The following is a 21,095-nucleotide window of genomic DNA, read 5'->3' as shown; positions in this document are numbered from 1 at the left end:
TTTTTCAGTGCCGGCTCATGGTTTGACGGTCACATCGAAGTACTTCTCGACACAGCGTTGGTAGTCGCCGGCCTTGAGGGCGAAGTGAGCCGTTTGGTAGCCGACCAGCTTGCAGGCGAAGGCTTTGCCCTCGGGCATGTCGGGGTAGTAGGCCCAGTCCTGGTCCCAGTAGATGTCCAGGGCGCCGGCGCCGCCGACCACAAAAGGCTTCTGCGTCGCGCAGCCCAATTCTTCATTGGCCGCGATCGGCACGCCGAGGGAGGCTGCATGCTGGCGGTAGTAGGCGATGCGATTGACCGACTGCGGCTTCTCGATGATCTGGCCGCATTCGATGCCGCCGTTGATCACATGGGTGGTGGCTCCGAAACCGGGCTTGATGCCTTGGGCCGTATCGGTCGCATTGGGCTTCCAACTGCCGTCCACCACATGCAGCATGCTGGGCTTGGGCGAGGCCGGGTAGACGAAGAAGAACACCGCCGAGGCCAGGTTGAGCCAGGTGTCGGCCACCTGCTCGGGGTTGTTCAGCAGCACCTTCACATCACCAAACATGGCGTCCGAGAAGGGGCCGTAGTTGAAGCTGTAGGACAGCTGCTTGGCGCCGCGGCCGAAGTACTGCTTGTAGCGGCCCTGAGCGTCCTTGCCGCATGGCCAGACCTGACCCTGCCAGGTGCTCGGCAGGCACTCGTTGTTGTAAGGGCAGCCGTAGCTGCTCTCGCTGCAGCCCGATTCACGCACGAAGTACAGGGCCTGGCGCCACTCGGGGATGGCGTTGTTGCGGTCATGCGCGCCGGTCTCCTGCGTGAAGTGGGCGAACATGGTGGCCAGGGTCTTGCGGCAGATGGCATCGGCATCGCGGCCATCGCTGTAGCTGCTGCACACGCCCGAGAACTTGGCCACAGCCTGCAGCAGGCCGGTGTAGGTGTAGCTGGCATGGCGCAACGGGAACAAGAATTCCCACTGGCTGGCGGGCAAGATGCGTTCGACGCGTTTGACGTTCTCGGGGTTGCCGGCCGCTCCGGGCTTGACCGCGGTGACCACAGCGTTGTCCCGCGTCGCCACCGAAGCCTTGACCGAGGCGAACAGCGGCGTGCTGGTCAGCCGCGCTTCATTGGCCAGCACATCGGCCTGGCGCAAGATGTACTTGCCGGTGACCGGGTCCTTGACCACGGAAACCAGGCTCACACTCAAGGCCTTGCTGCCGGTGGCGCCCTTGTCATCGGTGACCGTCAAGGTGACCGGGTAGGTACCGTTCTTGGCATAGGCATGGCTGGTCTTGGCACCCGTGCCGCTCGTGCCATCACCGAAATCCCAGCGCCAGCTGGCCACCGCGCCATCGGCGTCGCTGGAGCTGCTGCCGTCGAAGCTGACAGTCAGGCGGTCCACCGCCGAGCTGAAGTTGGCCACCGGCGCCTTGTTGCCGCCCGTGCCACCGCCGCCATCGCAGGCGCCCAAGGGCTTCCAGACCGCCCAGCTGCCCGAATTGCTCGCCGGTGCCTGGCCTTGCGTCCACCAATTGGCCGAGTAGGCCTTGCCAGCGTCCTGCACCTGCTTGCCCGCCGTGTAGGCCGTGGCCGAGGCCCAGACCGGCAAGGCGCTGCAGTTCACCGCCCAGGCGGGCGCCGCCGCGGCCAGCAACACGGCCAAAACCGCCCAACGCTGGCCGCGCAGATGACGACCTGTAAGGCCTGACAGTATGCCGAACGGCCGATTCATGAAAACCTCGCGCGCTCCGGTGAGGCGCTCTTGGCCGCATGCCAGGTGGGTTGCGATTTCAGGACTTCGGTTCATGAACAACTCCCATCTCTCACGCGCCAAAAGGCTGCAGCGCCGGTGTGATTCAAGCCCCAGAGCCCGTGGCAATCGAGGCAACCGCTTCAAGACCAAAACATTGCTTTGGCCCATCAGTGGTATTTACTTTAGATACCAGTTTGTCGCAAAACATAGATGAAAACACCTAGTTTGCACGAAACATAGCGTAAACAGCAATACCAAACGCAGTCCAGCCCGCTTAGCGCTGCGGCGTGGCGGAGCCTTGCCAAAAGCCCTTGCCCGGCGCGCTTGCAGCGGCCGGCCAGGAGCCCGAATCGGGCGCGATGCATTCAAGCTCGGGCGGGGTTTTGATACAAAAAGACAGGCAATCTCACCGTTAGCAAGACCTCCCGGTCCTGCGTATGCGCGTCATGGGTGGCGCCAATGCCGCGCTGCGGCACCTGCCGCAAAGGCAGGCCAGGGCCTCAGGCGCCCAGGTCGATCACTTGATCGTCTTCGGCCGCCGTGCAATCGGCCGACAAGGGCTGCCAGCCGCGGCGCATGACCACCTGCTGGCCACGCAGGCACAACTCAACACGCCGCGCCTCGGGCCAGCGCTGGCGCACAAACTGCTCGATGGAATCGGGCATGCTGACCCGGTAGCGCAGCTGCGCCAGGTCCTCGGCCGGGTGGTCATCGCTGTGCACCCAGGGAATCAAGGCGCCGGCCCACATCAGCGGCCGCCAGCCCAGCTCCACGGCCGTGGGCTGGTAGCCCTGGGCTTGCAGCCAGGCCTGGGCCTGGGCGCGCAGACCGGCTTGGTACACGCCCGCTTGGGCCTCAGCGGAGGGCTGCAAACCGCCCCAGCCGGCGGCCAGCAACTCGAGCAGCCACTGGTTGCAGTTCTGGTAACTCAGGCCGAAGGCATAGGCGTTGGCGCTGTAGCGCGGCGCCAGCAGCTGCAAGGCGCGGCCGTCATCGGCCGCCAAAGCCTGCACCGGCGCCGCGGCCTCGGGCGGCAGCAAGAGCAAGGAGATGACGCTCAAATCCGGGGTCAGCGTGCCCAGCAGAAAGCCGGCCAGGCCCTGGTCGAACAGGCGCGGTCGGTTCTCGTCGCAGGCGAAATAGAGCTGGCGCACCGACCAGGGCGTGTTGGGGCTGGCCTTCAGGCTGATGCCTGCATGCGAGTAGCGCAGGCCAAAACGCTGCAGATCCAGCCCGGCACGGGCGACGATGGCCAGCTCCTGGCCCGAGGCTTCGAGCTGCTGCTTGACCACGGCGCTGAAGCGCAGCAAGCGGTCCTGCTGCGCCACGCTCATGGACTCGGTGGTCTGCGCGCAATAGCGCAGGATGTCGGCGCGGCAGGGTGCTGAGGCCAGAGCGAGAAACGATGCCAAAGCCATCAGCAAAGGCAGCCCGGCCGACACCTTCACGCCCATCTCAAAGCGTCACAGCGCGCGAGGGCAGCTCGCGATAGAAGGCGTCGTCCAGCACCAGGAAGAAGGCCTGCTGCGTGGCCTGACGCGAAAACTCCAGGCCATAGGACGTCGGCCGGGCGCTGACCCACTGGCCGTTCTCCAGGCCAGCTGCTGCCAGGGTCGTCTGCGGCAAGAACAGGAAGAACTGCTCAGCGCTCTGACCATCGGCGGCCCCGCCTTGAACCTTGGCCTGCAAGCTCAGGCGTACCTGACCCGGGCGACCCGGGGCCTCGGCCACTTCGATGATCTTGTAGTCGCCGGCCGCCACCTTCTTGTCGCCGCTCGAGCTTTCGCTGGACTTCTGCACCGAGGTGGACAGGCTGCCGATCGAGGTGCCGATGCTCTCGGAGGCCGAAGACGCCGACAGGCCCGTGGCCTGGGCGGGCGCCGCCAGGGCCAAAGAAGCCAGCGCCAACACAGCAGCCGCAGTGGCCCGGGACGAAAGACGCAAGGAATGGGTGTTCATGAGGGGTCCGTCAGGTTCAGAGCAAGGATGCGCGATGTTAGCGGCTGCCCGAGGGCAAGCCGGGCCTAGACTGCGCACTCTTCGCCCCACTTTCATCCAACACTCATGAAGCTGAAGAACAAGGTTTGCATCATCACCGGCGCCGCCCAAGGCATCGGCCTGGCCACCGCCCTGCGCTTTGCCCAGGAAGGCGCCATCGTCATCTGCGGCGACATCAAGCCCGAAGCCGTGAACGCCGCCGCCGACCAATGCCGCGCGCTCGGCGCCGAAGCCCTGGGCCTGGTGCTCAATGTCACCGACCGCGCCCAGGTGGATACGGTGGTGGCCGAGGTGCTGGCGCGTTACGGCCGCATCGATGTGCTGGTCAACAACGCCGGCATCACCCGCGACGCGCGGCTGCAGAAGATGAGCCTGGAGCAGTTCGACCAAGTCATCGACGTCAATCTGCGCGGCGTCTTCCACTGCGCCCAGGCCGTGGCCGACGCCATGGTGGCGCAGGGCGCCGGCGTGATCCTGAACGCCAGCTCGGTGGTCGGCATCTACGGCAATTTCGGCCAGACCAATTACGCGGCGGCCAAGTTCGGCGTGATCGGCTTCACCAAGACCTGGTCGCGCGAGCTGGGGCTCAAGGGCGTGCGCGTCAATGCGGTCGCGCCGGGCTTCATCGAGACGCCCATCCTGGCCACCATCCCCGAGAAGGTGATCACCGAAATGCAAGCCCATGTGCCGCTCAAGCGCCTGGGCAAGCCAGAAGAGATCGCCAGCGTCTACGCCTTTCTGGCCAGCGAGGACGCCAGCTACATCAATGGCGCGGTGATCGAGGTCTCGGGCGGCATGACGGTGTAGGCCGGGCGGCTCGCAGAAGCTCAGCTCACCAGCAGCGCCTCGACCCGCGCGCGGAGCCGATCGGGGCTGACCTCGGCCGAGGCCAAGGGCGGGCCCGCCAGCAGCCCAACCCGGCTGAACAAGCCCCGCCGGAAGGGCCGCACCATGGCCTGGCCCTGCTCCACGCGCGAGAAAAAAGAGCCCCAGAGGTTCTGCAGCGCCAGCGGCACCACCGGCACCTGCTCGCGCCCTTCCAGGATCTTCATCAGCCCGCCCTTGAAGGGCTGCAGCGTGCCGTCGCGGGTGATGCCGCCCTCGGGGAAGATGCAGAGCAACTCGCCCTCGTCCAGCACCTCGCGCGCCAGCTCGAAAGCGCGCTCGTAAGTGGCCGGGTCTTCCTTCTGCGGCGCGATTGGGATCGCCTTGGCCAGGCGGAACAACCAGCCCAGCACCGGGATGCGGAAGATGCGGTGGTCCATCAGAAAGCGGATCGGCCGCGGGCTGGCCGCCATCAGCAGCACGGCGTCGATGAAGGAGACATGGTTGCAGACCAGCAGGGCCGGGCCGCGCGCCGGAATGTGCTCGTCGCCGCGCACTCGGAAGCGGTAGACCAGGCGCGAGGCCACGAAGGCCACAAAGCGCAGCAGGTACTCGGGCACCAGCATGAAGATGTAGAACGCCACCACCGCATTGGCCAGGCCCACCGCCAAGAAGAGCTCGGGGATGCTGAAGCCCGCGCCGAGCAAGGCACCGGCCAGCAGCGAGCTGGCGATCATGAACAGCGCGTTGAGGATGTTGTTGGCCGCGATGATGCGGGCGCGGTGGGTCGGTTGGGCGCGCACCTGAATCAGCGCGTACATGGGCACGCTGTACAGGCCGGCGAACAGCGCCAGCAGGCACAGATCGGCCAGCACGCGCCAATGCGCGGCCTGGGCCAGGAAGTCGCCCAGGCTCAGCGCCGCAGCAGCAGGCAATGGCGCCGGCAAGCCCCGCGAGGCGAAGTAGAGGTCGATGGCAAACACGCTCATGCCGATGGCGCCCACCGGCACCAGGCCGATCTCGACATGGCGGCGCGAGAACAGCTCGCACAGCAGCGAGCCCACACCGATGCCGACCGAGAACACCACCAGCAGCAGCGAAGCCACCTGCTCATTGCCGTGCAGCACGTCTTTCGCAAACGCCGGAAAGTTGGCCAGGAAGACGGCACCAAAGAACCACATCCAGGAAATGCCCAGCAGCGAGCGGAACACCGCCAGCTGCTCACCAGCCAGCTTGAGGTTGCGCCAGGTCTCGCTGACCGGGTTCCAGTTGATCACCAGGCCGGGGTCGGTGGCCGGGCAAGTTGGAATGGCTTGCGCCGTCAAGCGCCCCAGCACAGCCAGGCCCAGGCAGGCCAAGGCCACCTGCTGCGCGCCCACCTCGGGGCGCGCGATCAGCACGCCACCGGCCACATTGCCCAGCAGGATGGCCACAAAGGTGCCCATCTCCACCATGCCATTGCCGCCCGTCAGCTCGCGCTCGTTCAGCTGCTGCGGCAGATAGGCGTACTTGACCGGGCCGAACAGGGTCGAGTGCAGGCCCAGCAGGAAGACGCAGACCAAAAGAGCCGGCACATTCGTCGCGTAAAAGCCCCAGGCCGCCAGCGCCATGATGGCGATCTCCAGGCTCTTGATGAACTGGATCAGCCGCGTCTTGTCATGCTTGTCGGCCAGCTGGCCGCTGGTGGCCGAGAACAGCACAAAAGGCAAGATGAACAAGGCGCCGATCACCAGCCCGGCCTGGGCCGGCTTCAACCAGCTCAGCTGCAGCTGGTAGGTCAGCAGCACGGTGAAGGCGAACTTGAACAGGTTGTCATTCGCCGCACCCAGGAACTGGGTCCAGAAAAACGGGGCGAAGCGGCGCTGCGCCAAGAGCGCGAACTGACCACCATGGGATTCCGACATGCTGTTGCCTCCGCTTCTTCAATTCATGGTTTGACCAGCTCGACCGCATCGCCGGCTCCCGCGCGGGGCAGCCAGGCGAACACCGAATCGGCCGTGATCGTTTCAATTCGCCCGGCAAAGCGTTGGGCGCTCGGATGGTCATCGAACTCGACATTGGCCATGCTCACCCGTGCGCCCAGCCGCGTGACCGTGGAAAGCCGCAGCAGGCCGGGCTGGTAGTCCCGCTCGCGCAACCAGGCCTGGGCCTGGGCCCGGCTCTCTGCACCCTGGCTCGCCAAGGCCAGCGTCTCCAGCACCCATTGATTGCTTTGCTGGTACTTGCTGCCCCAGGCGTAAGACACCATGCTGTAGCGCGGCTCGTGCAGGGTGGCCACGCGTGCTTGGTCGCGCAGCAGCGGCATCAGCGCCGACTGAAGCGCCGGGCTCAGCCGAGCAAAAGCAGCCTCGTAGCGATGCGGGCGGTCCAAAAAGAACTCACCCAGGCCCTGACGAAACAGATCGGCGCGGGCGCAGCCACAGTGGTTGAGCTTGTGCAGCACACGCCAGACCGGCTGCGCATCCTGCGCATCACCCTGGCTGTCCCGGTAGGCAATGCCCAGGTGGGACCACTGAACCCCGTACTTGCTAAGGTCTTGCCCCGCGCGGGCCAGCAACACGACCTGCGCACCGCTGGCCTCCAACTGCCGAGCCGTGGCTTCGGCCAGGTTCATGCCGCGCTCGATCTGCTGCACGGTGAGCGGCTTGTCCTCACAAGGCCGCCCGGCCTGAGCCCAGCCGGCCGTCAGCAACAACACCAGCCAAACGCAGTGCTTCATCGCGTGATCTGCTCGTTGTGCAGCAAGGCCTTGCCGACGGCATTGGGCACCAGGGCGACCGCCTCGCCCGCCACCGAAAGCACATAGCCACTGCCGATCACCGAGACCACCACCACGGCGCCCAAAGCTGTGCTGGCCTTGCCGGTGAAACGAACGCTGGCGCGGACGCCATCCGACGCGCGCTCCAACACCCACACCGTGCCCTGGGCCGAGGCCTCGACGGCCACGACCGTCAAGTTCGCACCCGCCGACAAGAGCACCGCAGGCGCTGCCACCGAGACCGCCACGGGCACGGCAGACAAGGCACTGGCCTCCGAGGCCGTGGTCTGGGCTCGCGCATGTGGCGCTTGCAACAAGACCAGGCTCAGCAGCAGATACGCGGAACAGGAAAGGAACTTGGTGTTCTTAATCTTCATAACTCCCGATTCAAGGGTCTTGCAGTACCCCGGCTTTCGACTTGATGTCTCCGTCAGGCACACCGTCGGCACATGGATTGGCATGCGCGCTGGCGGGCGCATCATCGCAGGGCCGCACTCAGCCTGGATGCTCGAAATGGCGGCGCGAGTGAAAGACCTCAGTGCGCAAGCCCTGGCCTCGCCACCGAACCGACTTCTTCAAAAGCAGATCGAACAGCAGCGGGTTGTGCTCGCGCAGCTGCTCCAGAAAAGGCTGCTGCGCGGCGTCTAGCAGCCCCGCCCGCACCAGGCTGCCCAGGCGGTAGAGCAGGCCCACGCCGGGCAGCGGGTAGTCCGAGCCATGGAGCAGGCGGCCATGCCAATCTTGCCGGCTCAGCACGCTGCGCCAGACCTCGGGCCGGCGGTTGAACTGGAACAGGGCCGAGACATCGCCGAGCAGCAGGCCGCTCCAGGCCGGCTCGTCCATCAGCCGGGCGAAGAGATCAAAAGCCGGGCGCAGGCGCGGCCGGGGCTGGTCCAGGTCCAGCGCATCGCCGAGCGAGGCGCAGTGCGCCGCGATCACGCGCACGCCTTGCGACAAGGGCTGGCGCAGCAGCAGCGGGTTGCCCAGCTCATCGCGGCCGGCGCCGGGCACGGCTTTCTCTTCGCCGCAGTGCACGATCAGGGGCAAGCGGGCGGCGGCCAAACGCTCGTAAAAGGGGCGCAGGCGGCGGTCGCGCAGATCGATGTTCATGCTGCTGGGCAGCCATTTCAGCGCCACGGCGCCGCCGGCGATGGCCGCATCCAGGCGGGTCAGCGCATCCTCGCGGTAAGGGTGGATGGAGGCCACCCAGGCAAAGCGCTGCGGGCCGGCCTGCGCCACGCTGCGGGCATAAGCATCGGGCACATGGAAGGTGGTCCAGTCGGCCTGGGCCCGGCCCTGCTCGTCGTGGGCCTCGTCAAAGGCATAGAGCATCCAGCGGGCGCCCTCGGGGAAGTCTTCGGTCAGCGCACGCAAGCGCTGCAGATAGGCACGGTCCACGCTGGGCGCATCGGCCGGCACGCAGGCGCCGTCCATGATGACGCGGCGGCGCAGGCTCTCGCCCGGGTGCCACCACTGGTGCATGGCTGGGTGGATGCGGCAGCCGCTGCCGGCATCGCCGGTGCCGAGCAGATGGCAGTGCACGTCCCAGAGCTGGCGGGCGTCGATGTCCTGCCAGAGCTGCTGCAGGGCCGGATGCTGGCGCAGGGCCTCGGGCAAGGCGCCACGGCAGGGGTTGCGCAGATAGCCGGCTTGGGCCGGGCGCACCAGGCTGCTGAACAGGCCGGCCACGGCGGCGGCGCCGCAGCATTGCAGGTGGCGGCGCCGTGTGGTTTGAAAGGCAGCATCGTGGTGCATCGCGTGTCTCACTCCGTCTGGATGGGATGGCGCCCGGCTGGGCTTGGAATGAAAGCGATGCTCGCGGCAGCGCGGCGCTGGCGTGCGAAAAATGCCGCTCGGTGGCAAGACCTGGCCCCGACGGTGGCACCATGCGCTACTGCTGCGCCCGGCGCCACAGCACTTTTCTCTTTTCTTTTCTGACTTCTTCTTCGCACCGAAGCCCGCATGTCCACCACCCAAACCCTGATCGAAGTGATCAAGGCCGAGCTGAAGAGCCAGGGCCTGAGCTATGCCGATGTGGCCCGCGAGCTGGAGCTGTCGGAATCCAGCGTCAAGCGCATGTTTGCGCCCGGCGGCGAGATGCCGCTGTCGCGGGTCGATGAAATCTGCCGGGTGCTGAACACCGATTTCGGCGAGCTGAGCCGCTCACTCAGCGAACGCCAGCCCCTGCGCATGGAACTGAGCCTGGCGCAGGAAAAAGCCGTGGTGGCCGACCCCAAGCTGCTGCTGGTGGCCATCTGCTGTCTGAGCCAGTGGACGGCCGAGCAGATGCACCAGCACTACCGCCTCAGCGAGGCCGAGGTGACCCTGCACCTGGCCGAGCTGGACCGGCTGGACATCATCGAGCTCAAGCCCCTGAACCGCTACAAGCTGCGCGTGGCCAAGACCTTTCGCTGGCGCCCGCACGGGCCGGTGATGAACTTCTTCCGCGAGGAAGTGGCCGGAGATTTTTTCTCAGGCGGCTTCGACGGCGAGGCCGAGCTGCTGAGCCTGGTGCACGGCCGCCTCAGCCAGGCCAAGGCCCGCGAGCTGGTCGAACGCCTGCAACGCTTGGCCCACGATTTCGCCCGCCAGCACCTGCTGGACCAGAAACTGCCCGAGGCCGAGAAGCGCCAGTACACCCTGGTGATGGGCATGCGGTCCTGGTTGTTTGAGCACTTCAGGCATTTGCAGAGGGCGGGGCGGGGGTAGGAGGCGCCGACCCCGGTGCGATTCGCGCCGATTTACCGCTGCGAAGGGACAGCAGTTGCTTCGAGTGAGGGAGCAAGCTCATGGCTCACTTTGAAAACCGTGTGGCAAGGGCGTCGCCGACGAAAAATCAATCGCGAATCAACCTCCTGACGACAAGCCTATGCCGCCTACGCGGTAAACGGCGTGTTGCTTAGGTTTGCCGAATCCACCCCCACTACTGACCTCTGCAATGCTGACCCTATGACCAGAGGGCGGTAGTTCAACGCCCTAGGTAAGCAGCGCCGGAGCCGAGGGAGAAGGCGCAGGACGCCAAAACATGCCTTGAAAATGCCAGGTCCGTTTCCAATGTTGGCATCAACTTGTCCAACCAGCTAAGCCACAGGCACCCTCTCAACTTGGACTGGTTCATGTGCTTTTGCTTCAAGTGCAATTGCAATGCGCTCAATGTTGCGGCGGTATTCTTCCGCAAGTTCGGGGTTCGCTGGCATTTGTAAAACGCGCATGCTTAATGGCGAATCACCTGACATTGTCTGAATCAGGGCTTTGCGAAGTATGCGTTGATCCGCTTCGATCTCCTCATGGGCAACGGGTGTGTAAGCCCCTCGCTTAAGTTGAACACGATCAAAGGTAAAGCCGACATCCTGAGCCATTGCATAGAGAAGATTCAGAAAAAGTTCTTCGCGTTTTGCATAGTGGGCCTGCTGTTGAGCCTCCGCTAAATCAGCTCCCTCGCCCAGGTTGTCGTGATACTCCTTCCATGCGTCCAGAATAGCTTGTTCTTTGCGTGTCCTATGGTGAATTCCGAAGACGAAACCACCATAGAAAACTAGGTCGATCATGTTCAATGCTTGCACATGATCTGGAGTCAATCGAGCAGCGCGTGTTGCCATTAGCTGCGTGAACACACGAGTTTTTCGGTCCTTTTGCTCACGTATACCTTCAATCCACTTTTGCGCCTGGACAGCCAGAATTGGCCCCAGCAGAGTCGCAACTACGACAATCCAATCCTTGGTATCCATATTCATACTGAAACTTTCTAGGCAGCAATGATGCTACGCAAACTGCTACACCAATTACCCTGCCTGCCGCAATGATTGAATCAATAGACTTATTGTGGCGTAACACCACCTGGCCCAGAACGAAGTGGCGGGGCAAAATGGGAGCATGCCGAAATGTACTCAAACCATAGAATAACTAGGCCACAGTTCGCGACTAATTTACAACCAAAGGTAGGCACAACCACTCAAACCTTAATAACCAAGCAGCCTCTTCTTCTGCGCTTGAAATTCTTCTTCTGTAATAGCGTTTGACGTTCTCAACTCGGCAAACTTCCTTATTTCTTCGGCTACATCTTTAGTGACGGCTTGAGTGCCATCTTCCTTGTTGATTGCAGAACTTTGCTTACCAAGGTTTCTGTAAACACCAACACCAGCGAAGAGTAGCGCCAGCAGTAGGGCACCTTTTACTGGGCGAAGAAATGGAATAAATAGACTTGCGACTGCACCGATTGCTGCGCCTGAGATCGCGTTCTTTACGATATCGTATTGCCAGAGACGCTTTAGAACTTTGCCTGCGGTTTCTTTCATTTTTCCTTCCAGCCTGAATAACGACGGACTATTTCCAGAATTTAAGCAGGCGCTCCGTACGCCTGCCACGAATTTTCAACGCCGACTAGCAGACAAATAGCGAGAGTAGCCACGACTCAAAGCTACTCCGGCTGAGCACTGAGCCGCCCCTCACCGCTTCGGCGCAAACCCCGTATCCCCGAACTGCCAGAGGAAGAAGCTCCACACATCCGCCGTCTCGTCCAGGCGCTGCGACACGCCGGAGCCCATGCCGTGGCCGCCTTCGAAGTCCACGCGCAGCAGCGCGGGCTTGTTAGCATAACGCTCGGGCTGTGCGGCTTGCAGGCGGGCGGCGAACTTGGCGGGGATCCAGGCTTCGACGCGGGGGTCGTTGGCGCCGGTGGTGACGATGACGGCCGGGTAGTTCACGCCGTCGCGCACGCGGTGCACGGGGCTGAGCGCATACATGCTCTTGAAATGCGCGGGGTTGGTGACAGTGCCGAACTCGGCGATATTGGGCGCGCCGTTGAGCGTGGTTTCCATGCGCAGCATGTCGGACAGGCTGACCGCGCTCTGCGCTGCGGCAAACAGCTCGGGGCGCTGGGTGATGGCGCCGCCGATGGTGATGCCGCCGGCGCTGCCGCCGGTGCCGGCCAGGGTGGCGGGCGAGGCGTACTTGTTGGCAATCAGGTATTCGGCGCAGGCAATAAAGTCCGAGACCGTGTTCTGCTTGGTCTGGATGTAGCCGCCGCGGTGCCAGTCTTCGCCCAGCTCACCGCCGCCGCGCACATGGCAGATGGCCGAGACGCCGCCGCGCTCCAGCCAGGCCAGGCGGGTGGCGCCGAAGCGGGGCTCCTGGGTGATGCCGTAGGCGCCGTAACCGCTGAGAATGGTGGGGCGCTTGCCGTCGCGCGGCGCACTCTTGGACGACAGAATCGACAGCGGCACCATCACGCCGTCATGGCTCTTGACCATGACGCGCTCGGCCTGCACGCCCGAGGTGTCCACGGCCACCGGCTTTTGCAGGTCCACTCGCCGCGCCGATGCGTCAGCGGCGCCGGGCTTCATCAAGACCAGGCTTTGCGGCGGCTGGGTCCAGCCCTCGTGCAGCACCAGCAGCTCGCCGCCGGGCAAGGGGCTGATCTCGCGCAGCGTGCCTTCAAACGGCAGGGCCACGGTCGAGATGGCGGGCTTGCCCTTGCCGGGCTTTTTCTTCTCCACCCGCCAGAGCTTGCTCACGCCGGCATCCAGGGCCTTCACGTAGACGGCATCGTCGGCCAGCTTGATGTCCTGCAACACGCTCTCGCCCGCCGGCAGCAGGGGGCGGAAGAGCGTGGTGCGCAGGCGCAGGTCCAGCTGCAGCAGCTCGCGGCGCGAGGCTTTTTTCTGGCTCAGGGCATAGATCTGGTCGCCGGAGATGGTGGCCTCCGTGACCTTGTCTTCCGGGCGGATGATGCGGCGCCAGGGGGTGGCCGCGCCCTTCTTGAGCAGATCCTCGGCCGGCGCCACCCAGTAGGAGCGCTCGACCGCATCGCCATGCAGCACCTCGGCCAGGGCCCAGCGCGAGTCCTTGCTCAGATAGACGTAGGGCAAGTCGGCCAGCGCGTGCTTCTCCTGGGCGTTCACCTCCCAGCCGAACAGGGGCGCGTCTTGCGCCGGATCGGCGCCGAGCTTGTGCAGGAAGACGGCGCTCTTGTTGTAGCGCTCTTCGGCCGGGTGGCGGTTGTAGGCAAAGCCGCTGCCGTCCTTGAACCAGGCCACGCCGAACTGGTTAAGGCCGGTGTGGGCGATGGCCTCGCTCAAGAACTTGCCGCTGGCCACATCGAACACGCGCAGCACGCTGTTTTCCGAGCCGCCGCTGGACAGGCCAATGGCCAGGCGCTTGCCGTCCGGCGAGGGCGTGTACCAGTCGATCGCATGCTTGCCGGGCTCGCCGGGGATGTTGTTCGGGTCCAGCAGCTCGCGCTCGGCGCCTTCCACCCCCGCACGAAGCCACAGCCGCGACTGGTTCTGGCCCGGCGCGCGCTTCATATAAAAGAGCTGGCCGGCCACGAGCTTGTAGCCGCCGGTGCTTTCGCCCGCATCGGCGAGTTGGCCCAGGCGCTCGCGCAAAGCGGCGCGGCCGGGCAACTGGGACAGGCTGGCCTTGGCGTAATCGGCCTGCGCACGCAGCCAGGTCTGGAACTCGGCGGACTTCTGGTCCTCCATCCAGCGGTAGGGGTCGACCACGGCGGTGCCGTGATAGACATCGGTGACGGGTTTGAGCGGGGTGGCGGGGTACGGTGAATTGGGGGCGGTCTGTGCGAACAGCGGAGCGGACAGCAGGCTAACGCTCAAGGCCAGTGCCAGGCGAGACGGGTTCAGTTTCATGTGCGGCATGCTCAAGTGGTGAATGACATCGGCAGCGCGGTGGCGCCCCGAGTAGAAAGACCTGCCAGCCGATGGGCCGGCGCTGCGAGGGGGTGGCGGCTTGAACCCTGAACTGCATCAAGACGGCGGCTCATCTTAATGATCGGCAAGGCGAAGCACCCAAGCGGGCGAGGCAGTCGCTTTGATCAGCGACAATGCCGCCCATATGTTTGCCCTGTTCGATGACGCCGGAAAATTCCTCGCCGGCCGCGTGATGTCCGAAGCCGACAGTTCGATGCAAATCGAACTGGAGTCGGGTAAGCGCGTCAAAGTGAAGTCAGCCAATGTGCTGCTCAAGTTCGACAAGCCCGCCCCGGCGGAGTTGATCGCGGAAGGCCAGCGCCTGGCCCAGGAGATCGACCTGGACCTGGCCTGGGAGTTCGCGCCCGACACCGAGTTCGGTTTTGCCGACCTGGCGCGCGATTACTTCGACGCCAAAGCCGGCGTGACCCACCAGGCCGCCGCCCTGTTCCGCCTCTTTGAAGCGCCGCATTACTTCCGCCGCGCGGGCAAGGGCCAGTTCAAGAAGGCGGCCGAAGAGGTGGTCAAGGCCGCCCTGCTGGGCATCGAGCGCAAGCGCCAGCAGGCGCTGCAGATCGAGGCCTGGGCCGAGGAGCTGGCCGCCGGCCGCTGCCCGGACGCGATCCGCGATCAGATTTACAAGATCCTGTTCAAGCCCGACAAGAACGGCCCCGAGTACAAGGCCGTGGTCGAAGCCACGCGCCGCTCGCACAAGGCACCCTTGGAACTGCTCAAGAGCGCCGGCGCCATCGCCAGCCCTTATCAGTTCCACTGGAAGCGTTTCCTGTTCGAAACCTTCCCCAAGGGCACGGGTTTCCCGGCCCTGCAGGCACCCGAGATCAAGGACGAGCTGCCGCTGTCGCCGGTGCAGGCCTTCTCGATCGACGACTCGGCCACCACCGAAATCGACGATGCGCTGTCGGTCCAGGGTCTGGGCACGGGCACCATCGTCTTCGGCGTGCATATCGCCGCGCCGGGCCTGGCCTTCCAGCCCGACTCGGCCGTGGACAAGGTGGCGCGCGAGCGCCTGTCCACCGTCTACATGCCCGGCTGGAAGCTGACCATGCTGCCGGACGAGGTGGTGCAGGCCTACACCTTGATCGAAGGGCGCGACTGCCCGGCGGTTTCGCTCTACGTCACCATGGACGAGGCCACGCTGGCCGTGACTGGCAGCGAGACGAAGCTGGAGCGCGTGCCCATCAAGGCCAATCTGCGCCATGACAAGCTGGACGGCATCATCACCGCCGACACCTTGACCGGCGCCGCACCGGCCGATTACGCCTTCGCGCCCGAGCTGGCCTTCACCTTCCGCCTGGCCAACCATCTGAAGGCACAGCGCGAAATCGTGCGCGGCAAGCCCGAGAACTTCAACCGGCCGGACTACAACTTCCGCCTCGATTCGAACGGCGAGCGTGAGCCCAATGGCAGCGAGACCGTCAGCATCAGCACCCGCTTGCGCGGCTCGCCGCTGGACTTGATCGTGGCCGAGGCCATGATCCTGGCCAACTCGACCTGGGGCGGCTGGCTCAACGACATGGGCCTGCCCGGCATCTACCGCAGCCAGGCCAGCATGGCGCCCGGCGTCAAGGTGCGCATGGGCACGCGCGCCCTGCCCCATGCGGGCATGGGCGTGGCCCAGTACACCTGGGCCACCTCGCCGCTGCGCCGTTATGTCGACTTGGTCAACCAGTGGCAGATCATTGCCTGCGCCAAGAACGGCCGCACGGCCGCCCTGGTGGCGCCGTTCAAGCCCAAGGACGCACAGCTCTTCTCCATCATCTCGGGCTTCGACGCCGCCTACAGCGCCTACAACGGCTTCCAGAACGGCATCGAACGCTTCTGGACCTTGCGCTATCTGGTGCAGAACGAGATCACCGAGCTGACCGCCACCGTCATGAAGGACGGCCTGGTGCGCGCCGACGAGCTGCCTCTGGTCTTCAAGGCCCTGGGCTGCGAGCCGCTGCCGCGCGGTGCCCATGTGCGTGTGCGCATCACCGGCACCGATGAGATGACGCTGGACGTGCACGCCAGCCTGATCGAACGCCTGGAGGCCGAGGACACTGGCGCCGCCAGCAGCGAGGACGGCGCCGAGAGCGAGGACGACGAGGTGCTGGAAGGCGGCGGGCCCCTGACCCTGGCGCTGGACATGGGCGCCGAGGGCGACGATGCCGCCGGCGCGCCAACCGAGGCGGCTGCGAACTGACGATGCGGCGCGGCCCGTTCTCCACCCTGCAGATCGCGCTGCTCGTTTCGGCCGCTGTGCATGCCGGTCTGCTGGCTTTCCGCTGGGTGGACCCGGAGCGCTTCAATCGCCTGTTCGAGGAAACGCCGCTCGAGGTCGTGCTGGTCAACAGCCGCAGCACCGAGCCGCCGACCAAGGCGCAGGCCCTGGCCCAGGCGAATCTGGCCGGTGGCGGCCAGGCCGAGTCTGGCCGCGCCACCTCGCCCCTGCCGCCGTCCAAACTGCTGGAAGTGGGCGAGGCCAATGAGGTGCAGCATGCTCAGATCGCCGAGCTGCAGCAGCAGCAACAGCAGCTGCTGAGCCGGGTGCGCCGCGAGCTGTCCCTGCTGCCCCCACCCGACCCCGAGCGCGACCGCGGCACGGCCGAGGCGCGCGAGCAGGCCGAACGCCGCCGCCAGCTGGTGCAGCTGCTGGCCGAGATCGAACGTCGGGTCAACGAAGAGAACGCCCGGCCGCGCAAGCGCTATGTCAGCCCGGCCACGCGTGAAGTCGTCTACGCCCAGTATTACGACCTCTTGCGCCGCAAGGTCGAGGCGCGCGGCACGCGCGACTTCCCCAGCTACAAGGGCCGCAAGCTCTACGGCGAGCTGACCATGAACATCCATGTGGACCATCGCGGCCGCGTGATCGAGACCGACATCGTCGCGTCCTCGGGCAACAAGACACTCGACCGCCGCGCCGTGGCCATCGTGCGCGCGGCCAGCCCCTTCGGCAACTTCAGCCAGGCCATGCGCAAGGGCGCTGAGGTGCTGGTGATCAGCTCGCGCTTCCGCTTCACCCGCGAAGACGGGCTGGAAACCACCTTGAGCCCGCAGCCATGAGCAGCCCTGAACCGGATCGTTATGCCGTCGCGGGCAACCCGGTCGCCCACAGCCGCTCGCCGGCCATCCACGCCCAGTTCGCCGCCCAAACCGGCGAAGCCCTGAGCTACGAGCGCCTGCTCTGCCCGCTGGACGACTTTGCCGCCACCGTTCAGGCCTTCGCCGCCAGCGGCGCCCGCGGCTGCAACATCACCGTGCCCTTCAAGTTCGAGGCTCATGCCCTGGCCGCGCGCCTGAGCGAGCGCGCCCGCCTGGCCGGCGCGGTCAACACCTTGCGCTTCGACTGCGACTCAGACGGCCGGCCCGCCTGGTTGGGCGACAACACCGACGGCGCCGGTCTGGTGCGCGACATCGAGCACAACGCCGCTCGCAGCCTGGCAGGACAAACGGTCTTGCTGCTGGGCGCCGGTGGCGCCTCGGCCGGCGTGCTGGGCAGCCTGATCGCGGCCCGGCCGGCCGCCATCACCGTGGCCAACCGCAGCGTGGACAAAGCCGCCGCCTTGGTCGCCCAGCATGCCGACTGGGCCGAACAGCATGGCGTGGCCCTGCAGGCCCGCAGCTTGCAAGACTGTGGCCAGGGCTTCCATATCCTGATCAACGGCACCAGTGCCAGCCTGGCCGGTGCCGCCGTGCCGGTGGCGGACGGCGTGTTGGCCCCCGGCGCCCTGGCCCTGGACATGATGTATGGCCCAGCGGCCGCGCCCTTCCTGGCCTGGGCGGCCGCCCAGGGCGCCGAGGGTCGCGACGGCCTGGGCATGCTGGTCGAGCAGGCGGCCGAGGCCTTTGCCCTCTGGCGCGGCAAACGGCCGGACACCGGCCCGGTGCTGCAAGCGCTGCGCCAGGAATTGGCTTCAAAGCCATGAAGCCCTTGCGCTTCTTGACCCGGCTGGCCGCCCTGCTGCTGCTGGGCGCCCTGGCCTTGCAGCTCTACTTTGCCGGGCGCATCGCGCTGATGAATGTGCTGGCGCCGCAGTCCACCACCTTCCAGCGGGCCGAGGCCTGGCGCATCCTCAGCGAGCAAGGCCGCCTGCCCTGGAGCCAGCAATGGGTGGATGGCGAGGCGCTCTCGCCTCAGCTGCGTCGCGCGGTGATCGCCAGCGAAGACGCCAGCTTTGCCGAGCACAGCGGCGTGGACTGGGACGCGCTGGAAAAAGCCTGGGAACGCAACCAACGCGCCCAGGCCAAGCTGGAAAAGAGGCTGGCCCAGGTCGGCCCGGCCGCCAAGACCGTGAAGCCGGCCAAGGTGGTCGGCGGCTCCACCATCACCCAGCAGCTGGCCAAGAACCTGTTTCTCAGCGGCGAGCGCAACTTCGTGCGCAAGGGCCAGGAAATCGTCATCACTTATATGTTGGAAGGGCTGCTGAGCAAGCAGCGCATCCTGGACATTTATTTGAACAACGTCGAATGGGGCGAAGGCCTGTTCGGCGCTCAAGCCGCTGCCCGCAACTATTTCCGGCTCGATGCCAGCCGACTCAGCGCCAACCAGGCCGCCCGCCTGGCCGTGATGCTGCCGGCGCCCAAGCGCTTCGAGAAGCGCCCGGCTTCGCCTTATGTGCTGTCGCGCGCTGCGACCATCGAGGCACGCATGCCGGCGGTTGAGCTACCCTGAGCGGCGATGAACAGCGAATCCACCCTCAGCCAAGAAATCGCCGCCACGGCCGCCCGCCTGGTGGTGGAGGAAGGCATGGAATACGGCCCGGCCAAGCAGCGCGCACTGAAGGCGCTTGGCCTGAGCCGCCATGGCCGTGCCGCCTTGCCCAGCAACGAAGAATTGGAAGACGAGGTCCGCGAGTACCTGGCCATTTTCTGTGCCGACACCCAGCCGGCCGAGCTGCGCGCCTTGCGCGAGCTGGCCGCGCAGTGGATGGCACGCCTGGCCGAATTCCGCCCGCATCTCTGCGGCGCCGTCTGGCGCGGCACGGCCACGCGCCTGAACAACATCCACCTCCAGCTCTATTGCGACGACAGCAAGGCCTCCGAAATCGGCCTGATCAATCTGGGCGTGGACTACGAAGTCGGCGCCACCCACGATGCCCGCGGCCGCCAGATCGATGTGCTCTCGCTCGCCGCGCCCTGCCGGGCGCTGCAGGAGCAGATCACGGTGCACCTGAGCATCCTGGACTTCGACGATTTGCGTGGCGCCCTCAAGCTGGACAGCCGGGGCCGCAGCGAGCGCGGCGACTTGGCCGCCCTGCAGCGCCTGCTGAACGAACCCACCGAACCTGAAAGCGACCGCCTCCCATGAGCAGCCAGACTCCTTCGCCCGAACACGACACGCCGCCCGTCTCCAGCGGGCGCCGTTGGGCCTTGCGCGCCCTGGCCGGCGCCGCCGGCCTGGGCGGCCTCTACCTGGGCGTGCGCACAGCACCTCAGGCGCCTGCCCCCGCTGCGGCCACACCCGCTGCCGCCCTGCCGCCGGCCGAGACCGAGCTCTGGGCCGCCAGCTTCGAGCGGCCGGAGGGCGGTGATCTGCGCCTGGCCGACTACCGAGGCCAGCTTGTGCTCCTGAATTTCTGGGCCACCTGGTGCCCGCCCTGCGTCAAGGAATTGCCCGAGTTGGCCGAGTTCCAGCACGAGTTCAAGCCCAAGGGCTGGCAGGTGCTGGGCCTCGCCGTCGACGCACCCACGCCGGTGCGCGAGTTTCTCAAGAAGCTGCCTCTGGACTTCCCCCAGGGCATGGCCGGATTGACCGGCGCCCAGCTGGCCCGCACACTGGGCAACAGCAACGGCGGCCTGCCCTTCAGCATCGCCTTGGGCCGAGATGGCCACATCATCTGGCGCAAGACCGGCGCCACCAGCCTCAGCGAACTGCGCGAGCTGGCCGCAAAAACGGTCTGATTCGCAGTGCAGCCAGGGCTTCTGGCGGACGGCGGGCAGGACTCGGGCAAGCGTATTTGCGCAAAAGGGTCAAGCGATTTATTTCCGGCGAGCCGTCTTGATCGCCCCCTAAAACGCGTAAAGTCCGGCCTTCTTCGCTTCTAGTGTCCGGGCTCTAAATCTGAGCGCGGCCGCCCAAGACCTTGCCGATGCAAATTCTCGTCATTCATGGCCCCAACCTCAACCTCCTCGGAACCCGGGAGCCAGGGGTGTATGGATCACAGACTTTGGCGCAAATTGACGCTGATTTGGCTGAGATAGCAACCAATGCCGGAGCTGAACTAAAATCCTTCCAGAGCAACCACGAAGGTGCGCTGGTGGACCGCATTCAGGCCGCCGCGCAAGAAGGCTGCCGCTTCATCATCATCAACCCGGCGGCATACACGCACACCAGCGTGGCCATCCGGGACGCTTTGGCTGCCGTGGCCCTGCCTTTCATCGAAGTCCATCTGTCCAACGTCCACAAGCGCGAAGCGTTCCGCCAACACAGCTATTTTTCCGAGCTTGCGGTGGGCGTGATTTGCGGCCTGGGCGCTCAGGGCTATCAGCTGGCACTGAGCTACGCACTGAAGCAGTTGCAGACACAAGCGCAACACAAGCAGTAGTCGAGGGTGGCGGCCCATCCGGCCGCCCTGTTTCACCAACAATAAATATCAATTCGCTGGAGAAATTCTATGGATCTGCGCAAGCTCAAGACCCTGATCGATTTGGTGTCCGAGTCGAACATCTCGGAACTCGAGATCACCGAAGCCGACGGCAAGGTCCGCATCGTCAAGTCGGATGGCTCGGTGGCCGTGCCCATGATGATGGCCGCACCCGCCGCCGCACCGGTCGCAGCCGCCGCACCCGTGGCCGCCGCCGCCCCGGTGGTCGCAGCGCCTGTCGCAGCTCCGGCCGAAACCGGCCACATCGTCAAGTCGCCCATGGTCGGCACCTTCTACCGCGCCTCCGGCCCGAATGCCAAGCCCTTCGCTGAAGTCGGCCAGCAGATCAAGGAAGGCGAGGCGATCTGCATCATCGAAGCGATGAAGATCATGAACGAGATCGATGCGGACTTCAGCGGCACCATCACCAAGGTGCTGTGCGAAAACGGCCAGCCCGTCGAATTCGGTCAACCCTTGTTCGTCATCGAATAA

At 65.4% G+C, this 21,095-nt stretch carries 20 protein-coding genes; 10 read left to right on the top strand and 10 right to left on the bottom strand.

What is annotated here, in order from left to right; all coding sequences use genetic code 11:
* Positions 1–15: 15 nt before the first annotated feature.
* The 3 genes from ACQY39_RS08860 to ACQY39_RS08850 form a co-directional block, all read right to left on the bottom strand.
* Positions 16–1,713 (bottom strand): glycoside hydrolase family 19 protein, encoded by a 1,698-nt coding sequence (locus ACQY39_RS08860; RefSeq protein WP_428505363.1) that lies wholly within the window; start codon positions 1,711–1,713, stop codon positions 16–18.
* A 521-nt stretch (positions 1,714–2,234) separates the two neighbouring features.
* Positions 2,235–3,182 (bottom strand): DUF2145 domain-containing protein, encoded by a 948-nt coding sequence (locus tag ACQY39_RS08855; protein WP_428505361.1) that lies wholly within the window; start codon positions 3,180–3,182, stop codon positions 2,235–2,237.
* A 7-nt stretch (positions 3,183–3,189) separates the two neighbouring features.
* A complete protein-coding gene (locus tag ACQY39_RS08850; protein ID WP_428505359.1) occupies positions 3,190–3,693 on the bottom strand; it encodes a hypothetical protein in 504 nt (167 codons plus the stop codon).
* 105 nt (positions 3,694–3,798) lie between these two features.
* Here ACQY39_RS08850 and fabG point away from each other — a divergent pair, with 105 nt between their 5' ends.
* Positions 3,799–4,539 carry a 3-oxoacyl-ACP reductase FabG gene (fabG, locus tag ACQY39_RS08845; RefSeq protein WP_428505357.1) on the top strand — a complete coding sequence of 247 codons (741 nt, stop codon included), beginning with the start codon at positions 3,799–3,801 and terminating at the stop codon, positions 4,537–4,539.
* A 20-nt stretch (positions 4,540–4,559) separates the two neighbouring features.
* Here the strand turns inward: fabG and ACQY39_RS08840 are convergent, their stop codons facing one another.
* The 4 genes from ACQY39_RS08840 to ACQY39_RS08825 all read right to left on the bottom strand — a co-directional run bounded on the left by ACQY39_RS08840 (position 4,560) and on the right by ACQY39_RS08825 (position 9,070).
* Positions 4,560–6,461: an MFS transporter gene (locus ACQY39_RS08840; protein WP_428505355.1), complete on the bottom strand. Its 1,902-nt coding sequence runs from the start codon at positions 6,459–6,461 to the stop codon at positions 4,560–4,562.
* 23 nt (positions 6,462–6,484) lie between these two features.
* On the bottom strand, positions 6,485–7,276 hold the full coding sequence (locus tag ACQY39_RS08835) for a DUF2145 domain-containing protein (RefSeq protein WP_428505353.1): 792 nt from the start codon (positions 7,274–7,276) through the stop codon (positions 6,485–6,487).
* Positions 7,273–7,692: a hypothetical protein gene (locus tag ACQY39_RS08830; RefSeq protein WP_428505351.1), complete on the bottom strand. Its 420-nt coding sequence runs from the start codon at positions 7,690–7,692 to the stop codon at positions 7,273–7,275. Before ACQY39_RS08830 ends, ACQY39_RS08835 begins: the two co-directional genes overlap by 4 nt.
* Positions 7,693–7,810: 118 nt before the next feature.
* Positions 7,811–9,070 carry an amidohydrolase family protein gene (locus ACQY39_RS08825; RefSeq protein WP_428505349.1) on the bottom strand — a complete coding sequence of 420 codons (1,260 nt, stop codon included), beginning with the start codon at positions 9,068–9,070 and terminating at the stop codon, positions 7,811–7,813.
* A gap of 207 nt (positions 9,071–9,277) precedes the next feature.
* On the opposite strand from ACQY39_RS08825, the gene ACQY39_RS08820 reads away from it, so the two are divergent.
* Positions 9,278–10,024 carry a helix-turn-helix domain-containing protein gene (locus tag ACQY39_RS08820; RefSeq protein WP_263564681.1) on the top strand — a complete coding sequence of 249 codons (747 nt, stop codon included), beginning with the start codon at positions 9,278–9,280 and terminating at the stop codon, positions 10,022–10,024.
* Between the two features lie 371 nt (positions 10,025–10,395).
* Here ACQY39_RS08820 and ACQY39_RS08815 read toward each other — a convergent pair whose 3' ends face one another.
* From ACQY39_RS08815 to ACQY39_RS08805, 3 genes are all read right to left on the bottom strand, one after another.
* Positions 10,396–11,043 (bottom strand): DUF6680 family protein, encoded by a 648-nt coding sequence (locus ACQY39_RS08815; RefSeq protein WP_428505347.1) that lies wholly within the window; start codon positions 11,041–11,043, stop codon positions 10,396–10,398.
* Positions 11,044–11,274: 231 nt separating this feature from the next.
* On the bottom strand, positions 11,275–11,610 hold the full coding sequence (locus ACQY39_RS08810) for an SHOCT domain-containing protein (protein ID WP_428505345.1): 336 nt from the start codon (positions 11,608–11,610) through the stop codon (positions 11,275–11,277).
* Between the two features lie 150 nt (positions 11,611–11,760).
* Positions 11,761–13,959 (bottom strand): prolyl oligopeptidase family serine peptidase, encoded by a 2,199-nt coding sequence (locus ACQY39_RS08805; RefSeq protein ID WP_428505343.1) that lies wholly within the window; start codon positions 13,957–13,959, stop codon positions 11,761–11,763.
* A gap of 205 nt (positions 13,960–14,164) precedes the next feature.
* Here ACQY39_RS08805 and ACQY39_RS08800 point away from each other — a divergent pair, with 205 nt between their 5' ends.
* From ACQY39_RS08800 to accB, 8 genes are all read left to right on the top strand, one after another.
* On the top strand, positions 14,165–16,222 hold the full coding sequence (locus ACQY39_RS08800) for a ribonuclease catalytic domain-containing protein (RefSeq protein WP_428510763.1): 2,058 nt from the start codon (positions 14,165–14,167) through the stop codon (positions 16,220–16,222).
* A 2-nt stretch (positions 16,223–16,224) separates the two neighbouring features.
* Positions 16,225–17,082, top strand: a complete 858-nt coding sequence (locus tag ACQY39_RS08795; protein ID WP_428505341.1) for an energy transducer TonB — start codon at positions 16,225–16,227, stop codon at positions 17,080–17,082.
* Complete coding sequence (aroE, locus tag ACQY39_RS08790) at positions 17,079–17,945, top strand: shikimate dehydrogenase (protein ID WP_428505339.1); 867 nt, start codon at positions 17,079–17,081, stop codon at positions 17,943–17,945. Before ACQY39_RS08795 ends, aroE begins: the two co-directional genes overlap by 4 nt.
* Positions 17,942–18,691: a transglycosylase domain-containing protein gene (locus ACQY39_RS08785; RefSeq protein ID WP_428505338.1), complete on the top strand. Its 750-nt coding sequence runs from the start codon at positions 17,942–17,944 to the stop codon at positions 18,689–18,691. The genes aroE and ACQY39_RS08785 overlap by 4 nt, the downstream gene beginning before the upstream one ends.
* A 6-nt stretch (positions 18,692–18,697) precedes the next feature.
* Entirely contained in the window at positions 18,698–19,327 is a 630-nt protein-coding gene (locus ACQY39_RS08780; RefSeq protein WP_428505336.1) for a hypothetical protein, read from the top strand.
* Positions 19,324–19,920 (top strand): TlpA disulfide reductase family protein, encoded by a 597-nt coding sequence (locus ACQY39_RS08775; RefSeq protein WP_428505334.1) that lies wholly within the window; start codon positions 19,324–19,326, stop codon positions 19,918–19,920. The genes ACQY39_RS08780 and ACQY39_RS08775 overlap by 4 nt, the downstream gene beginning before the upstream one ends.
* A gap of 188 nt (positions 19,921–20,108) precedes the next feature.
* Positions 20,109–20,564, top strand: coding sequence for a type II 3-dehydroquinate dehydratase (aroQ, locus tag ACQY39_RS08770; protein WP_428505332.1), 456 nt, complete (start codon positions 20,109–20,111; stop codon positions 20,562–20,564).
* 69 nt (positions 20,565–20,633) lie between these two features.
* Complete coding sequence (gene accB, locus ACQY39_RS08765) at positions 20,634–21,095, top strand: acetyl-CoA carboxylase biotin carboxyl carrier protein (protein WP_263517015.1); 462 nt, start codon at positions 20,634–20,636, stop codon at positions 21,093–21,095.

This window comes from Roseateles sp., from assembly GCF_965262435.1.
Classification (GTDB): Bacteria; Pseudomonadota; Gammaproteobacteria; order Burkholderiales; family Burkholderiaceae_C; genus Paucibacter_A.
This window is presented reverse-complemented; position numbering and strand designations above follow the sequence as displayed.

Bases quoted from the DNA above. Each gene is read 5' to 3' on its own strand.
- ACQY39_RS08820 (WP_263564681.1), top strand. From the start codon at position 9,278: ATGTCCACCACCCAAACCCTGATCGAAGTGATCAAGGCCGAGCTGAAG.
- ACQY39_RS08810 (WP_428505345.1), bottom strand. From the start codon at position 11,610: ATGAAAGAAACCGCAGGCAAAGTTCTAAAGCGTCTCTGGCAATACGAT.
- ACQY39_RS08860 (WP_428505363.1), bottom strand. From the start codon at position 1,713: ATGAATCGGCCGTTCGGCATACTGTCAGGCCTTACAGGTCGTCATCTG.
- aroE (WP_428505339.1), top strand. From the start codon at position 17,079: ATGAGCAGCCCTGAACCGGATCGTTATGCCGTCGCGGGCAACCCGGTC.
- ACQY39_RS08840 (WP_428505355.1), bottom strand. From the start codon at position 6,461: ATGTCGGAATCCCATGGTGGTCAGTTCGCGCTCTTGGCGCAGCGCCGC.
- fabG (WP_428505357.1), top strand. From the start codon at position 3,799: ATGAAGCTGAAGAACAAGGTTTGCATCATCACCGGCGCCGCCCAAGGC.
- ACQY39_RS08805 (WP_428505343.1), bottom strand. From the start codon at position 13,959: ATGAAACTGAACCCGTCTCGCCTGGCACTGGCCTTGAGCGTTAGCCTG.
- ACQY39_RS08815 (WP_428505347.1), bottom strand. From the start codon at position 11,043: ATGGATACCAAGGATTGGATTGTCGTAGTTGCGACTCTGCTGGGGCCA.
- ACQY39_RS08835 (WP_428505353.1), bottom strand. From the start codon at position 7,276: ATGAAGCACTGCGTTTGGCTGGTGTTGTTGCTGACGGCCGGCTGGGCT.
- ACQY39_RS08780 (WP_428505336.1), top strand. From the start codon at position 18,698: ATGAACAGCGAATCCACCCTCAGCCAAGAAATCGCCGCCACGGCCGCC.
- ACQY39_RS08795 (WP_428505341.1), top strand. From the start codon at position 16,225: ATGCGGCGCGGCCCGTTCTCCACCCTGCAGATCGCGCTGCTCGTTTCG.
- ACQY39_RS08850 (WP_428505359.1), bottom strand. From the start codon at position 3,693: ATGAACACCCATTCCTTGCGTCTTTCGTCCCGGGCCACTGCGGCTGCT.
- accB (WP_263517015.1), top strand. From the start codon at position 20,634: ATGGATCTGCGCAAGCTCAAGACCCTGATCGATTTGGTGTCCGAGTCG.
- ACQY39_RS08830 (WP_428505351.1), bottom strand. From the start codon at position 7,692: ATGAAGATTAAGAACACCAAGTTCCTTTCCTGTTCCGCGTATCTGCTG.
- ACQY39_RS08800 (WP_428510763.1), top strand. From the start codon at position 14,165: ATGTTTGCCCTGTTCGATGACGCCGGAAAATTCCTCGCCGGCCGCGTG.
- ACQY39_RS08825 (WP_428505349.1), bottom strand. From the start codon at position 9,070: ATGCACCACGATGCTGCCTTTCAAACCACACGGCGCCGCCACCTGCAA.
- aroQ (WP_428505332.1), top strand. From the start codon at position 20,109: ATGCAAATTCTCGTCATTCATGGCCCCAACCTCAACCTCCTCGGAACC.
- ACQY39_RS08785 (WP_428505338.1), top strand. From the start codon at position 17,942: ATGAAGCCCTTGCGCTTCTTGACCCGGCTGGCCGCCCTGCTGCTGCTG.
- ACQY39_RS08775 (WP_428505334.1), top strand. From the start codon at position 19,324: ATGAGCAGCCAGACTCCTTCGCCCGAACACGACACGCCGCCCGTCTCC.